Source organism: Mycoplana rhizolycopersici, assembly GCF_013378445.1.
Lineage (GTDB): Bacteria > Pseudomonadota > Alphaproteobacteria > Rhizobiales > Rhizobiaceae > Mycoplana > Mycoplana rhizolycopersici.
In genome coordinates, this window is sequence record NZ_JABXYK010000006.1 from 151,368 (window position 1) to 165,604 (window position 14,237).

The 14,237-nt window shown below is 62.7% G+C and carries 15 protein-coding genes; 11 read left to right on the forward strand and 4 right to left on the reverse strand.

Annotation, left to right across the window (positions count from 1 at the left end; all coding sequences use genetic code 11):
• Position 1 precedes the first annotated feature (1 nt).
• The 3 genes from clpA (at position 2) to HV823_RS11755 (ending at position 3,648) form a co-directional block, all read left to right on the forward strand.
• Positions 2 to 2,491, forward strand: coding sequence for an ATP-dependent Clp protease ATP-binding subunit ClpA (gene clpA / locus HV823_RS11745; protein ID WP_176949910.1), 2,490 nt, complete (start codon positions 2 to 4; stop codon positions 2,489 to 2,491).
• A 72-nt stretch (positions 2,492 to 2,563) separates the two neighbouring features.
• The gene (locus HV823_RS11750; protein WP_176949911.1) at positions 2,564 to 3,310 is read left to right on the forward strand and encodes an AzlC family ABC transporter permease; all 747 of its coding nucleotides are present in this window, start codon (positions 2,564 to 2,566) and stop codon (positions 3,308 to 3,310) included.
• Complete coding sequence (locus tag HV823_RS11755; RefSeq protein ID WP_176950081.1) at positions 3,277 to 3,648, forward strand: AzlD domain-containing protein; 372 nt, start codon at positions 3,277 to 3,279, stop codon at positions 3,646 to 3,648. The genes HV823_RS11750 and HV823_RS11755 overlap by 34 nt, the downstream gene beginning before the upstream one ends.
• A 28-nt stretch (positions 3,649 to 3,676) precedes the next feature.
• Here HV823_RS11755 and HV823_RS11760 read toward each other — a convergent pair whose 3' ends face one another.
• Genes HV823_RS11760 through HV823_RS11775 form a run of 4 tightly spaced genes read right to left on the reverse strand, consistent with a single transcriptional unit; the run spans position 3,677 to position 6,548 of the window.
• On the reverse strand, positions 3,677 to 4,102 hold the full coding sequence (locus HV823_RS11760; protein WP_176949912.1) for an HIT family protein: 426 nt from the start codon (positions 4,100 to 4,102) through the stop codon (positions 3,677 to 3,679).
• A 54-nt stretch (positions 4,103 to 4,156) separates the two neighbouring features.
• Positions 4,157 to 5,353: a GNAT family N-acetyltransferase gene (locus HV823_RS11765; protein ID WP_176949913.1), complete on the reverse strand. Its 1,197-nt coding sequence runs from the start codon at positions 5,351 to 5,353 to the stop codon at positions 4,157 to 4,159.
• Positions 5,354 to 5,355: 2 nt separating this feature from the next.
• Positions 5,356 to 6,084: a glycerophosphodiester phosphodiesterase gene (locus HV823_RS11770; protein ID WP_176949914.1), complete on the reverse strand. Its 729-nt coding sequence runs from the start codon at positions 6,082 to 6,084 to the stop codon at positions 5,356 to 5,358.
• On the reverse strand, positions 6,084 to 6,548 hold the full coding sequence (locus HV823_RS11775; RefSeq protein WP_176949915.1) for a RidA family protein: 465 nt from the start codon (positions 6,546 to 6,548) through the stop codon (positions 6,084 to 6,086). The genes HV823_RS11770 and HV823_RS11775 overlap by 1 nt, the downstream gene beginning before the upstream one ends.
• A 215-nt stretch (positions 6,549 to 6,763) precedes the next feature.
• Here HV823_RS11775 and HV823_RS11780 point away from each other — a divergent pair, with 215 nt between their 5' ends.
• From HV823_RS11780 to rseP, 8 genes are all read left to right on the forward strand, one after another.
• A complete protein-coding gene (locus HV823_RS11780) occupies positions 6,764 to 7,582 on the forward strand; it encodes a cell envelope integrity EipB family protein (RefSeq protein ID WP_176949916.1) in 819 nt (272 codons plus the stop codon).
• Positions 7,583 to 7,771: 189 nt separating this feature from the next.
• Entirely contained in the window at positions 7,772 to 8,536 is a 765-nt protein-coding gene (gene rpsB / locus HV823_RS11785; RefSeq protein WP_176949917.1) for a 30S ribosomal protein S2, read from the forward strand.
• A gap of 306 nt (positions 8,537 to 8,842) precedes the next feature.
• Positions 8,843 to 9,766, forward strand: a complete 924-nt coding sequence (tsf, locus tag HV823_RS11790) for a translation elongation factor Ts (protein WP_097138495.1) — start codon at positions 8,843 to 8,845, stop codon at positions 9,764 to 9,766.
• Between the two features lie 186 nt (positions 9,767 to 9,952).
• On the forward strand, positions 9,953 to 10,675 hold the full coding sequence (pyrH, locus tag HV823_RS11795; protein WP_176949918.1) for a UMP kinase: 723 nt from the start codon (positions 9,953 to 9,955) through the stop codon (positions 10,673 to 10,675).
• A gap of 54 nt (positions 10,676 to 10,729) precedes the next feature.
• Complete coding sequence (gene frr / locus HV823_RS11800) at positions 10,730 to 11,290, forward strand: ribosome recycling factor (RefSeq protein ID WP_176949919.1); 561 nt, start codon at positions 10,730 to 10,732, stop codon at positions 11,288 to 11,290.
• A 44-nt stretch (positions 11,291 to 11,334) separates the two neighbouring features.
• Positions 11,335 to 12,084: an isoprenyl transferase gene (locus tag HV823_RS11805; protein WP_176949920.1), complete on the forward strand. Its 750-nt coding sequence runs from the start codon at positions 11,335 to 11,337 to the stop codon at positions 12,082 to 12,084.
• Positions 12,084 to 12,914 (forward strand): phosphatidate cytidylyltransferase, encoded by an 831-nt coding sequence (locus HV823_RS11810; RefSeq protein WP_176949921.1) that lies wholly within the window; start codon positions 12,084 to 12,086, stop codon positions 12,912 to 12,914. The genes HV823_RS11805 and HV823_RS11810 overlap by 1 nt, the downstream gene beginning before the upstream one ends.
• Before the next feature lie 30 nt (positions 12,915 to 12,944).
• Positions 12,945 to 14,078, forward strand: coding sequence for an RIP metalloprotease RseP (rseP, locus tag HV823_RS11815; protein ID WP_176949922.1), 1,134 nt, complete (start codon positions 12,945 to 12,947; stop codon positions 14,076 to 14,078).
• Positions 14,079 to 14,237 lie beyond the last annotated feature (159 nt).

Genomic DNA, 14,237 nt, shown 5'->3' on the forward strand with positions numbered 1-14,237 from the left:
CGTGCCAACTTTTTCGACAAGCCTTGAGAAAGCGCTTCATCAGGCACTGACTTACGCCAATGAGCGCCACCATGAATACGCCACGCTTGAGCATCTGCTCCTGGCGCTGATCGACGACGCCGATGCGGCAGCCGTCATGGGCGCCTGCAACGTCAATCTCGAAAGCCTGCGCAAGACCGTGTCCGACTATGTCGACAACGACCTTGCCAACCTGGTGACGGGATACGAGGAAGATTCCAAGCCGACTTCAGGCTTCCAGCGCGTCATCCAGCGCGCCGTCATCCACGTCCAGTCGTCCGGCCGCGAGGAAGTGACCGGCGCCAATGTGCTGGTCGCCATCTTCGCCGAGCGCGAAAGCCACGCCGCCTATTTCCTGCAGGAGCAGGAGATGACGCGCTACGACGCGGTGAACTTCATCTCGCACGGCATCGGGAAGCGTCCGGGTTCCTCCGACGCGCGCACGGTGCGCGGGGCCGAGGAAGGCGATAACGAGCAGAAGCAGACGCGCGCGCAGGGCGAGCAGGAGGAGGCCGGCAAGAAGCAGGACGCGCTCTCGGCCTACTGCGTCAATCTCAACGAGAAGGCCAAGAACGGCAAGATCGACCCGCTGATCGGCCGACACGCCGAGGTCAACCGGACCATCCAGGTGCTGTGCCGCCGCTCGAAGAACAATCCGCTCTATGTTGGCGATCCCGGCGTCGGCAAGACAGCTATCGCCGAAGGCCTTGCCAAGCGCATCGTCGAGGGCAAGGTGCCTGAGGCACTGCAGGACGCCACCATCTTTTCGCTCGACATGGGCACGCTGCTCGCAGGCACCCGCTATCGTGGTGACTTCGAGGAGCGGCTGAAGCAGGTCGTCAAGGAACTCGAGGAGTATCCGGGTGCGGTGCTCTTCATCGATGAAATTCACACGGTCATCGGCGCCGGCGCGACCTCGGGCGGCGCAATGGACGCGTCGAACCTCCTGAAGCCGGCGCTTTCCTCCGGTGCGATCCGCTGCATCGGCTCGACCACCTACAAGGAATACCGGCAGTTCTTCGAAAAGGACCGGGCGCTCGTCCGTCGCTTCCAGAAGATCGACGTCAACGAGCCGACCATCGATGACGCGATCGAGATCATGAAGGGCCTGAAGCCTTATTTCGAGAACTATCACAAGCTCAAGTACTCCAATGAGGCGATCAAGACCGCCGTCGAGCTGTCGGCCCGCTACATCTCCGACCGCAAACTGCCGGACAAGGCGATCGACGTGATCGATGAGACGGGGGCGGCGCAGATGCTGCTGCCGGCCGGCAAGCGGCGCAAGCTGATCACCGAGAAGGAGATCGAGGCGACGATTGCGACAATGGCGCGCATTCCGCCGAAGACGGTTTCCAAGGACGACGAGCAGGTGCTTGCGAACCTGGAGAAGGAACTGCGCTCGGTCGTCTACGGCCAGGACCTGGCTATCGAGGCGCTGGCCTCGGCCATCAAGTTGGCGCGGGCGGGCCTGCGCGAGCCGAACAAGCCGATCGGCTGCTACCTGTTCTCGGGCCCGACCGGCGTCGGCAAGACGGAGGTGGCAAAGCAACTGGCTGCGTCGCTCGGCGTCGAGCTTCTGCGCTTCGACATGTCGGAATACATGGAGCGGCACACGGTTTCGCGTCTGCTCGGTGCACCTCCCGGCTATGTCGGCTTCGACCAGGGCGGCCTTCTCACCGACGGCGTCGACCAGCATCCGCATAGCGTGCTGCTGCTTGACGAAATCGAGAAGGCGCATCCGGACCTGTACAACATTCTGCTGCAGGTCATGGATCACGGCTCGCTGACGGACCATAACGGCAAGAAGATCGACTTCCGCAACGTCATCCTGATCATGACGACCAATGCGGGCGCTTCCGACATGGCCAAGGCTGCGATCGGCTTCGGTTCGTCCAAGCGCGAAGGCGACGACATGGAGGCGATCAACCGCCTGTTCACGCCGGAGTTCCGCAACCGCCTCGATGCGATCATCCCGTTCGGCTCGCTGCCGACGCCGGTGATTCACCAGGTCGTGCAGAAGTTCGTCATGCAGCTGGAAACGCAGCTGTCGGAGCGCAACGTCACCTTCGAACTGCAGCCGGAGGCGATCGCCTGGCTGGCCGAGAAGGGTTACGACGAAAAGATGGGTGCGCGGCCGCTGGCCCGCGTCATCCAGGAAAACATCAAGAAGAAGCTTGCCGACGAGATTCTGTTCGGCAAGCTGAAGAAGGGCGGCGTCGTCCGCGTCTCCGTCGGTCCGAAGGAGGATGGCACCAAGGGCATCATCCTCGACGCCGTGCCGGAGACCGCTCCGATCAAGCCCAAGGCGGAAATCGCAAGCCCCGCCCGCAAGGCAGCCAAGCCGAAGAAGGCGAAGGAAACCGTTGCGGCAAGTTCTGCACCCAAGTCGAAGGCGGCCAAGGCGGAGGCCGAAAAGCCGGCCGCACCGGCCCGCAAGGGCAGCGGCGTGCCGAAGGTGCCGCGCAAGAAGTAAAGCCTGCCGATGCAGGTCCGATGCCGGGCGGGAAACCGCCCGGCATTTTCATGTGTCATGCCGGGATGAAGAATGGACGCCGAGGCGACAATCGATGAACAGACGAGCCGCTACTGGTTCGTTCAGGGCATGCGCGGTCTCTGGAGCTTGCCCGCGATCATCCTGATGCTCTCCTTCGTCGGCTTCGCGGCGTTTACGGCCGAAGTCGGAATTCCGGTGGAGCAGGTGATGTTCATGACCGGCGTGGTCTGGGCGCTGCCGGCCAAGGTCATACTTGTCGGCACGATGCTGTCGGGGGCGAACCTCCTGACCGCGTTCATCGCGGTGACGCTGTCCTCGGTTCGCATGATGCCGATGGTGGCAGCACTGGTGCCGGAAATCCGCACGCGCAAGACACCCACATGGCTCCTGCTGATCCTGTCGCATTTCGTCGCCATCACGGCCTGGGTGTTTGCCATGGAACGGGCGCATCAGGTGCCGCGGTCCGGGCGGGTGGCCTACTTCGCGGGGTTCAGCACAACGCTGACGCTGGCAAACGTGCTCCTGGTCGGCGTCGCCTACTTCCTGGTGGCGCAGTTTCCGCCCATTGTCGGCGCCTGCCTCTTCTTCCTCACGCCCGTCTATTTCCTGAGCTCGATCTGGGTCTCCGCCCGCCACCGGGTGATCTACTGGGCGCTTGGCGTCGGGCTGGTGTCGGGTGTCTTCTTTCATGAAGTGGCGCCGGAGTTCGATATCCTGCTCGCTGGCGTCATCGGCGGAACGCTCGCCTGGGCGGCCGAGCGGCACTGGCGTCTGCGGCAGGCCGGGAGCGCTCCGTGACCATCGACGCGCTTTGGCCTTACGTCTTCATCGTGGTTGCGGGCTGGCTCGCAACGGACATCTGGCGTTGGCTTGGCGTGCTCGCTGGTAACAGGATCGATGAGAATTCGGAGATGATGAACTGGGTGAGGGCGGTGGCGACGGCGCTCGTGGCAGCGGTCATCGCCAAGCTGATCGTCTATCCGACCGGTGAACTGGAGACCTCGCCGCTTTGGCTGCGGGTCGGTGCGATCGCGATCGGGGCGGCAGCCTTCTTCGCCTTTCGCCGAAACCAGCTCGCCGGCATCGTGGCTGCCATGGCGGCGCTGGCCGTCGGACTCCTTGCCCTCGGCGCCTGAGCGCCAAGGGCAAGGGTTGGTCGAGGCGTCAGGCGCCGAGGGCGTCGCGCAACTTTTTCGCGTTGGCCGTCAATATGCCCTGGTCTTCCATCGTGCCGGAATGCGGCTTCAGCGGTATGCCCTCGAAGCGGGGGATGACGTGGAAATGCAGGTGGTAGATCGTCTGGCCGGATGCTGGCTCGTTGAACTGGATCACGGTCACGCCGTCCGCCTCGAAGGCCTCCTTGGCCGCAATCGCGATTTTCTGCACGACGGGTATGACCTGCGAAAGCGTCTGCGGATCGGCATCGAGGATGTTGCGCGACGGCATCTTGGGTATGATCAAGGTATGCCCGGTGCCCTGCGGCATCACGTCCATGAAGGCCAGCGCATGCTCGTCTTCGTACACCTTGTGCGAGGGGATTTCCCCACGCAGGATCTTGGCGAAAATATTGCCGGGATCGTAGGCGCTCATATCGGTCTCCTTTAGGTTTGCGGCCGGTGGCCGGAATGATTTGCGCCGGGAATGTCAGTCCTCGTCCGGCGGGCGATCTCCACCCTTGCGGAATGGCCCGTGTTCGGCCAGCCATTCGCCGGTCTCGGCGACGTCGCGGCGTTCGCGTTCCAGATAGTCCGCCACCGCGCGGCGAAGTCCGGGGTGGGTGATATAGTGGGCCGAGTGCGTCGTCACCGGCATATAGCCGCGCGCCAGCTTGTGCTCTCCCTGCGCGCCGGCTTCGACGCGAGCGAGGCGGTGGGCGATCGCGAAATCGATCGCCTGGTGGTAGCACACCTCGAAATGCAGATAGGGATGATCCTCGATGCAGCCCCAGTGGCGGCCGTAGAGCGCATCCCCGCCGATGAAATTGATGGCGCCGGCGATGTAGCGCCCGCCGCGCCTGGCCATGACCAGCAGGATGTCGCTGGCCATGCGCTCGCCGATCAGCGAGTAGAATCTCCGGGTTAGATAGGGGCGCCCCCACTTGCGCCCGCCCGTATCCATGTAGAAGGCGAAGAACTGGTCCCAGATGTCCTCGGTCAGGTCGTCGCCGGTGAGCCAGTCGATCTGAATTCCGCTCTCCAGCGCGGAGCGCCGCTCCTTCTTGAGTGCCTTGCGCTTGCGGGAGGCCAGGGTCTGCAGGAACTCGTCGTGCGAAGCGTAGCCGGGGTTGAGGAAATGGAACTGCTGGTCGGTGCGGTGCAGGAAGCCGGCTTCCTCGAGCGCCGGCATTTCGTCCGCCTCGACGAAGGTGACGTGGGCGGAGGACAGTTCGTTGCGGCGCGCCAGTTCCCGAAGTCCACCGGCCAGCGCCTGGCGCACCGGAGCGGGGTCGAGATCGTGGCGATGAAGCAGGCGCGGCCCCGTCGCCGGGGTGAAGGGGACGGAGGCCTGCAGCTTCGGATAGTAGCGTCCGCCGGCGCGCTCGAAAGCGTCTGCCCAGCCGTGGTCGAAGACGTATTCGCCCTGACTGTGGTTTTTCAGATAGGCGGGTGCAGCCCCCAGCAGCGTGCCGTCCTTCTGTTCCAGCAGCAGATGCTGGCCGAGCCAGCCGGATTTGGCCGTGGCCGAGCCCGATTCTTCAAGCGAGGACAGGAAAGCATGGCTGACGAACGGGTTGTAGGTCGCCCCGGTCAGGCCATGCGCGGCCCCCGAAAGGCGCGCCCAGTCATCCGCCGGGATCTCGGCAAAGGACTGGACGACGCGTATCCGGTAGGCATCAGCCATTGTCAGGCGACCAGTTGTTCACGCGGATCGAAGCCCTCGAAGGTCATCTGGTCCGCTTCGGCGCGGGTCTTTTCCACACCCTCCAGACCGTGGACGGTCCAGGTGATGACGGGGATACCGGCCTTGCGTTCCTTGCTGATGAAGGAGTTGGGCAGGTGGCCGTAGTGATAGGAGATGAAGTCGAGGCCGAGTTGCATCGCCTCCTCGTGCACGAAGAAGGTCTCCGGCTCGGCGCCCTCGGCGGTCAGGCCGACGGGACGCGGAGCGTCGAGCGCCTTGAGATCCTTGAGCAGCCAGTGGTCGAAGCTCATCAGCGCGATCGGACCCTTGTAGTCCTCGATGATCTCCAGAACGCTTGCGGCAAAGCCTTCGTCGTCGCCCCGGCGGCCCTTCAGCTCGATGACGAGCGGCACACGGCCGTCGACGAGCTTCAGCAACTGAGACAACGTCGGGATCCTGTCCTTCGTGCCGCCCACCGAGAGCATGCCGAGTTCGCCGGAAGTCTTTGCGCGCACGTCGCCGGGAATGGCGCACAGGCGTTCCAGATCGTCGTCATGAAAGACGACGGGGACGCTGTCCGAGGCATATTGCAGGTCGCATTCGATCGCAAATCCCGCCTCGATCGCGCGGGAAAATGCCGAGAGCGTATTTTCCCATACTTTGCGGTTCATGTCGTGGTAGCCGCGGTGGGCGATCGGCTGGGCGGTCAGCCAGGGAATATCGCGCGGCATCAGGCAATTTCCATGATGGCGTCGATCTCGACGGCTGCGTTCAGCGGCAGCGCGGCCATGCCCACGGCCGCGCGGGCATGCTTGCCCGGCTCGCCCAGCGCGTTGACGAGGAGGTTGGAGGCGCCGTTGATGACGAGGTGCTGTTCGATGAAAGTCGGAACAGATGCCACGAAGCCATTGATTTTGATGATTCTCTTGATTCGGGACAGGTCGCCGAGGGCGGCCTTAGCCTGGGCGAGCAGGTTGACGGCGCAAAGCTCGGCCGCCTTCTGGCCGGTCGCAACGTCCACATCCTTGCCGAGATGCCCGGTCACGGCGATCTTACCGTCGGCGATGGGGAGCTGGCCGGATATGTGAAGGATCGAGCCGCTGATCACGTAGGGAACGTAGTTTGCGGCAGGAGCCGCGGCGTCTGGGATCGTGTAGCCGAGTTCCTTGACCCTGGTCTCGATTTCAGCGGACATGCTTCGTCTCCATCCTTGCGATCATTTTGGCCTTGCCGTCGAAGGGGCGGCAGGCGCCGATTGTCGTTTTTCAGGACGGCATGCCCGGAGCTGTGCGCAGGCGCGCCGCCTCGATTGCGTTTTCTGTTACAATGCGGCATGCAAATGCAAATGCGCCTCGCTCTTGCCGAATGTGTTCTTATAACATCGCGGCCGAGTTCAACAGGAGGAAACGGATGTTTCGCTCAACCTTTGTCCCGGCCGTGTCCGCCGCGGCCATCCTGGCAGCGATGCCGTTCAGTTCCGTTTCCGCAGCCGGCCTGGCACCGCATCGGGCGGTCTATGACCTGCAGCTGAAGGACGCGTCCGAGCGTTCCGGGATAGCAGGAATGTACGGCCGGATGGTCTACGAGTTCAACGGCAACGCCTGCGAAGGCTACACCGTCAGCTTCCGATTCGTCACCCAGATCAATACGGGCGAGGAGACGCGCCTGACGGACCAGCAGACAACCACCTATGAGGACCTGAAGAATCGCAGCTTCCGCTTCCTGACCCGCTCCTTCACCGACGACAAGCTCGACAAGGAAGTGCGCGGCAATGCGCGCGACGAAAAGAATGGCGTCAACGTCGAACTGACGGCGCCCGATACGCGGGCAGTGGAGCTTGGAGAAAGTGTCTTTCCGACCGAGCACATGCTGGAACTGATCGAGCGGGCGAAGAAGGGCGAGCGGTTCTTCGAAGCGCGAATCTTCGACGGTTCGGATTCGGGCGACAAGGCGCTGATGACGACGACGATCCTCGGCAAGAAGGAAATGCCGGGTTCTGACGACCCGGATGCCGCCAAGGCGGGCACTTTCGCAAAGCAGGCGTTCTGGCCGGTGACGATCGCCTACTACAACGACGATACAAAGGGCGATGCGCTTCCGATCTACCGCATGTCGTTCAAGCTCTACGAGAACGGCATCACCCGCGACCTGACGATGGACTACGGCGATTTCGTGCTGACGGGAAAGCTTGCAAACCTCGAACTGTTCCAGCCGGCGGATTGCAAGTAGGCGGTCCGTATCGCCCTCCTTTTTCTTCGAGCGGGGTTGATTTCGCCGCCGACTGAGGTTAAGGGCAGCGCATTCCACACGTGAGGCATGGGGCTTTCCGGGAGAAATCCGGACCGCTCCGCCGGTGGCAGGGCCAAGGGGTCCTGCTGTTCGCCTTGCGGAGGTTCAACCGGAAAAAGGAGAAAAGGCATGGCATTGCCTGATTTCAGCATGCGCCAGCTTCTGGAAGCTGGTGTCCACTTCGGCCACCAGACCCACCGCTGGAACCCGAAGATGAAGCCGTACATCTTCGGCGACCGTAGCAACGTCCACATCATCGACCTCGCTCAGACCGTTCCGCTGCTGCATCGCGCGCTGCAGGTCGTCAGCGACACCGTCGCCGGTGGCGGCCGCGTCCTGTTCGTCGGTACCAAGCGCCAGGCATCGGACATCATCGCCGACGCCGCCAAGCGTTCGGCCCAGTACTACGTCAATGCCCGCTGGCTCGGCGGCATGCTGACGAACTGGAAGACGATCTCGAACTCGATCCAGCGCCTGCGCAAGCTCGACGAGATCCTTTCTTCGGAAGCTTCGGGCTTCACCAAGAAGGAGCGCCTGAACCTCGAGCGCGAGCGCGAGAAGCTGGACAAGGCTCTCGGCGGCATCAAGGACATGGGCGGCACGCCGGACCTGATGTTCATCATCGACACCAACAAGGAGTCGATCGCGATCCAGGAAGCCAAGCGTCTCGGCATTCCGGTCGTCGCCATCATCGATTCGAACTGCGATCCGGACCCGATCGACTTCCCGATCCCGGGCAACGACGACGCTTCGCGCGCCATTGCGCTCTACTGCGACCTGATCGCGCGCGCTGCCCTCGACGGCATCGCCCGTCAGCAGAGCTCGTCTGGCCGCGATCTCGGCGCTTCGGCTGAAGCCCAGCTCGAGCCGGCTCTGGACGACGCCCAGGCCTGATAGGGTCGGGCGCGGAACGCACTGATTGCGTCCGTTAAGGAATCTGGACAAGGCCGTTTGCCTCCAAAAAGGTCGAGCGGCCTTGTCTGTTTTGCCACAGATGCGCGCGAGATCCGCGCGATCATGGCGCGGCAGGGGCTGATCCGTCATCACCCTGTCATGCGCAAGGTGGATTGGCTGCCGCCACGCTGGTCTTGTCCGCGGGACGCGGCCAACGGCGCCATTGAATTGAAATCGCGCTAGCGTCGCGCGGGAATTGTCCAATTTCCGTGAAACGGTGCGCAGAACCCGCAAAGAGGCGAGACGATGGAAATCACTGCAGCAATGGTGAAGGAACTGCGCGAAAAGTCCGGCGCAGGCATGATGGATTGCAAGAAGGCCCTGAACGAGACCAATGGCGACATGGAAGCCGCAATTGACTGGCTGCGCGCCAAGGGCATCGCCAAGGCCGACAAGAAGTCCGGCCGCACCGCAGCTGAAGGCCTGATCGGCATCGTCAGCGGCGGCGTGAAGGCCGTAGCCGTCGAAATCAACTCCGAGACCGACTTCGTTGCCCGCAACGAGGCCTTCCAGGAACTCGTCCGCGGCGTTGCGAACGTCGCGCTTTCGACCGACGGCACCGTCGAGGCGATCGCCAAGGCGACTTATCCGGCAACCGGCAAGTCCGTCGAGGACTCGATCAAGGACGCGATCGCCACCATCGGCGAAAACATGACGCTCCGCCGTGCAGCCCTGCTGCAGGTCGAAGACGGCGTGGTTGCGACCTACATCCACAACGCTGCCGGCGACGGCATCGGCAAGCTCGGCGTCCTCGTCGCGCTGAAGTCGGTCGGTGACAAGGAAGTGCTGTACTCGGTCGGCCGTCAGGTCGCCATGCACGTCGCTGCCACCAACCCGCTTGCAATCCGTGCCGAAGAAGTCGATCCGGCCGTCGCCGAGCGCGAGCGCAACGTCTTCATCGAACAGTCGCGTGCTTCCGGCAAGCCGGACAACATCATCGAGAAGATGGTCGAAGGCCGCATGCGCAAGTTCTTCGAGGAAGTCGCTCTTCTCTCGCAGGCTTTCGTCATGAACCCGGAAATCACCGTAGGCCAGGCCGTCAAGGACGCCGAGAAGCTTGCCGGTGCATCGATCGAAGTCGTCGGCATGGCGCGCCTGCTGCTCGGCGAAGGCGTCGAGAAGGAAGAATCCGACTTCGCTGCCGAAGTCGCAGCCGTCGCCAAGGGCTGATCTTCCTTACCCGATTTGGGAAAAGACCAAGGACTTTGGAAAAGAATGGGGCATCGCGTGACAACGCGGTGCCCTTCGTGTATCCGGCTGACGGTGAAGTTTGGGCGCCGCGCGCGCCATCGCGCGCGCCCCGCTGCTGCCGCAACCGCTTCGCCACGAAGTTCATAACAAGAGCCAGGAGCGCCAATGTCCGCCAATCCGATCTACAAACGCGTGCTGCTGAAAGCCTCGGGCGAGGCGCTGATGGGGTCGCAAGGGTTCGGCATCGACGTCGCGGTGGCTGACCGGATCGCCTCCGACATCGCCGAAGCGCGGGCGCTGGGCGTCGAGGTCGGCGTCGTCGTCGGCGGCGGTAACATCTTTCGCGGCGTGGCAGTCGCCTCCAAGGGCGGAGACCGCGTGACGGGTGACCACATGGGCATGCTGGCCACCGTGATCAACGCGCTTGCGCTGGCGACGTCGCTGCGCAAGCTCGATATCGACACGGTGGTGTTGTCCGCAATTGCCATGCCGGAGATCTGCGAGAGCTTCTCGCAGCGCGCGACGCTGCACCATCTGTCGCAGGGACGGGTGGTGATCTTTGCTGGCGGCACTGGCAATCCGTTCTTCACCACCGATTCCGCTGCAGCACTGCGTGCAGCCGAGATCGGCGCCGAAGCCATCTTCAAGGGCACACAGGTGGATGGTATCTACTCAGCCGATCCGAAGAAGTTTCCCGATGCCACGCGCTTCGACCGGCTGACGCATGGCGAAGTGCTGGAAAAGGGGCTGGCCGTGATGGACATTGCCGCCGTTGCGCTGGCGCGTGAAAACGCCATTCCGATCGTCGTCTTCTCGATCCACGAGAAGGGTGGTTTTGCACAAATATTGACCGGCGGCGGCCGCGGGACCATCGTATCCGACAACTGATTCCGAGACGGCGCCGCACGGCGCATCGTTTCCTTATAACGGGAGTTCCAAGCTATGAGTGAAGGTGTTGATCTGAAGGAACTGAAGCGCCGCATGGATGGCGCCATTTCCGCGTTCAAGCACGATATCGCATCGCTGCGTACGGGCCGCGCCTCGGCCAACGTTCTCGATCCGGTGACGGTCGAGGCCTATGGTTCGCGTATGCCGCTGAACCAGGTGGCCAACATCACCGTTCCCGAGCCGCGCATGCTGGCCGTATCGATATGGGACAAGTCGATGGTCGGCGCCGTCGACCGGGCCATCCGCGAATCCAATCTCGGCCTCAACCCGATCGTCGACGGCCAGAACCTCCGCATCCCGCTGCCGGAACTGAACGAAGAGCGTCGCCGCTCGCTGGTCAAGATCGCGCACGATTATGCGGAAAAGGGCAAGGTTGCCATTCGTCACGTGCGTCGTGACGGCATGGACGAACTTAAGAAGGCCGAGAAGGATGGCGATATCGGCCAGGACATCAGCCGCAGCCAATCCGAGAAGGTCCAAAAGATGACCGACGATATGATTTCCGATATCGATCGCTTGCTTGCCGAGAAGGAAAAAGAAATCATGCAAGTCTAGTTTGAAGGCTTGCCCGGTTTCCCGTCTTCTTTCACGGATTGTCGATGACCAAACATGCTTTGAAGAACATTCCGCGCCACGTCGCCATCATCATGGATGGCAACGGGCGCTGGGCAAGTGTTCGTGGCCTGCCGCGCAGCATGGGCCATCGTAAGGGGGTCGAGGCTGTTCGCGAGGCAGTTCGCACCGCCGCCGATCTCGGTGTCGAATACCTGACCCTGTTTGCTTTCTCCTCGGAGAACTGGAGCCGGCCGGAAAGCGAGGTCAGCGACCTCATGGGGCTGCTGAAGACGTTCGTTCGCCGTGATCTGCAGACGCTGCACAAGGAAAATGTACGCATACGCGTAATCGGCGACCGGTCCAACTTGCGTAGCGACATTCTGCCTCTTCTACTCGAGGCGGAGGAGCGCACGCGCGATAATACCGCGATCACGCTGGTGATTGCCTTCAACTACGGCGCCCGCGACGAGATCGCACGCGCTGTGCGCTCCCTTGCGGGAGACCTCGCGGCTGGGATCCTGCATCCCGCGGACGTGACGCCGGAACGCATAAGCGCCCGGCTCGATACGGCCGATATCCCCGACCCCGACCTCATCATCCGCACGAGCGGGGAGGAGCGGCTGTCGAATTTCCTGCTGTGGCAGGCTGCATATGCGGAGCTCATGTTCATACCCGATTTCTGGCCCGACTTTTCCCGGGAAACCTTTCTCGATGCACTTAGGAACTATGCCGGGCGCGAGCGCCGCTTCGGCGGCGTAACGGCCGCAGCGCCGACCCTGGCTGTAGGCTCCTGATGAGCACAGAACTGCGCCTGCGCATCATTTCGGGTGTTATTCTCGCAATCGTCGTGCTCGCCGCCACCTGGGCCGGCGGTTTCCCGTTCCGTATGCTGGCAGCTGCGATCGCGCTGCTCGTCTACTACGAATGGTCGACAATCACGCGTCTCGGCGAGGTCGATGCGCGCGGAAATGCGTTCGGCTGGGCAGCCACGGCGCTTACCGCCGCCCTGACGGTGTCGGGCGAGGGCGTCCTTGCGCTCGTGACCGTCACTGCTGCGACCGTGCTTTCCCTCGCGCACACGGCAATCTTCAAGAAGAGCTACTGGCTGCCCGGCGCCTTGGCCTATGCTGGACTGACGGTGCTGTCGCTTGCCGCGATCCGCGCCGACGACGGAACCGGCCTGATCGCCATGCTGTTCGTCTTCGCCGTGGTGTGGGCAACAGATATCCTGGCTTATTTCGTCGGAAGGGCTATCGGCGGGCCGAAGCTGGCGCCGTCGATCTCTCCGGGAAAGACCTGGTCCGGGGCGATCGGTGGGACGGTCTCGGCCATCGCGGCCGGCAGCGCGCTCTATCTGTCGTTCTTCTCCTGGCCGGGGATCTGGGTCGTCCTGATCGCGCTGGTCTTGTCGGTGTGCAGCCAGGTGGGGGACCTTTTCGAATCCTTCATCAAGCGTCGCTTCGGGGTCAAGGATTCAAGCCGACTCATTCCGGGGCACGGTGGCGTGATGGACCGCGTTGACGGTCTTGTTTTTGCCTGTTTCGCGGCGTTCCTGCTAGGATTGGCAGCGATGGCGACGGGGCGCCCGGTCGCTTCGACGGGCGCGTTTCTTCTCGGCCTTTGACGCCGTTTTTCCAAGGAGGCCATCTCGGAAATGGAACTGTTGCAGCATGCTTTCGGCCTCCTCACCGGCACGATCGTCCCGTTCCTCGTCGTCCTCACCCTGATCGTCTTCATCCACGAGATGGGGCACTATCTTGCCGGCCGATGGTGCGGTATCGGCATCACCGCATTCTCGGTCGGCTTCGGACCGGAACTGGCCGGTTTTACCGACCGACGCGGCACGCGCTGGAAACTGTCGGCAATACCGCTCGGCGGCTATGTGAAGTTCCAAGGCGACGAGGATGCCGCCTCCACGCCGGACTATGAGAAGTTCGACGGGCTGACGCCCGAGGAGCGGTCGCGCACCTTCCTAGGCGCGGCGCTGTGGAAGCGGGCGGTCACGGTGGCCGCCGGCCCGATCGCCAATTTCATTCTCGCGATCGCCATCTTCAGCGTCACCTTCGCAAGCTATGGGCGGCAGATCGCCGATCCGGTCGTAGCCGAAGTGCGCGAGGCGAGCGCTGCCGCGGAGGCTGGTATCATCCCGGGCGACCTGCTGGTGGCGATCGACGGCGTTCCCATCCACACGTTTGACGACGTGCGGCGCTATGTCAGCGTCCGACCTGAAATGCCGATCGTCGTGACGATCAGGCGTGACGGGACGGACAGGGATCTGCGCATGGTTCCGCAGCGGACGGAGCTGACCGACCAGTTCGGCAACAAGATGGAAGTGGGTGTCATCGGCATCGTGACGACGGAGGCCGCCGGAAACTTCCGCGTCGTCAACTACACGCCGCTCGAGGCAATCGGGCAGGGTGTGATCCAGAGCTGGCACATCGTCACCGGCACTTTCGACTACCTGTCGAATGTCGTTACCGGCCGGATGAAGGCCGATCAGATCGGCGGCCCGATACGGGTCGCGGAGGCATCGGGCCAGATGGCGTCGCTCGGTGTTGCAGCCCTGCTGCAGCTGGCCGCTGTTCTGTCTGTTTCCATTGGACTTTTGAACCTTATGCCGGTTCCGGTACTTGATGGTGGCCATTTGATGTTCTATGCGATTGAGGCTCTTCGCGGACGGCCGGTCGGCCCAAGGACGCAGGAAATCGCATTCCGCATCGGCATGGGCCTGATCCTGATGCTGACGGTATTTGCGGCCTGGAACGATACTTTCGGGCGTATCGGCTGAGCGGCGAGGGGTGGCGTGCCGGCAGGCAAGAGGGAAAAGCGACGTTTTGCTAAGGAGCTGTTTACCGTAATTGCAAGCTTTAGTGACCATTGGGCCACGGTTCGATTCGAAGTAAACAGAAATTAACGGCCGAGCTTGCTTGTATAGCAAAAGCGGTTA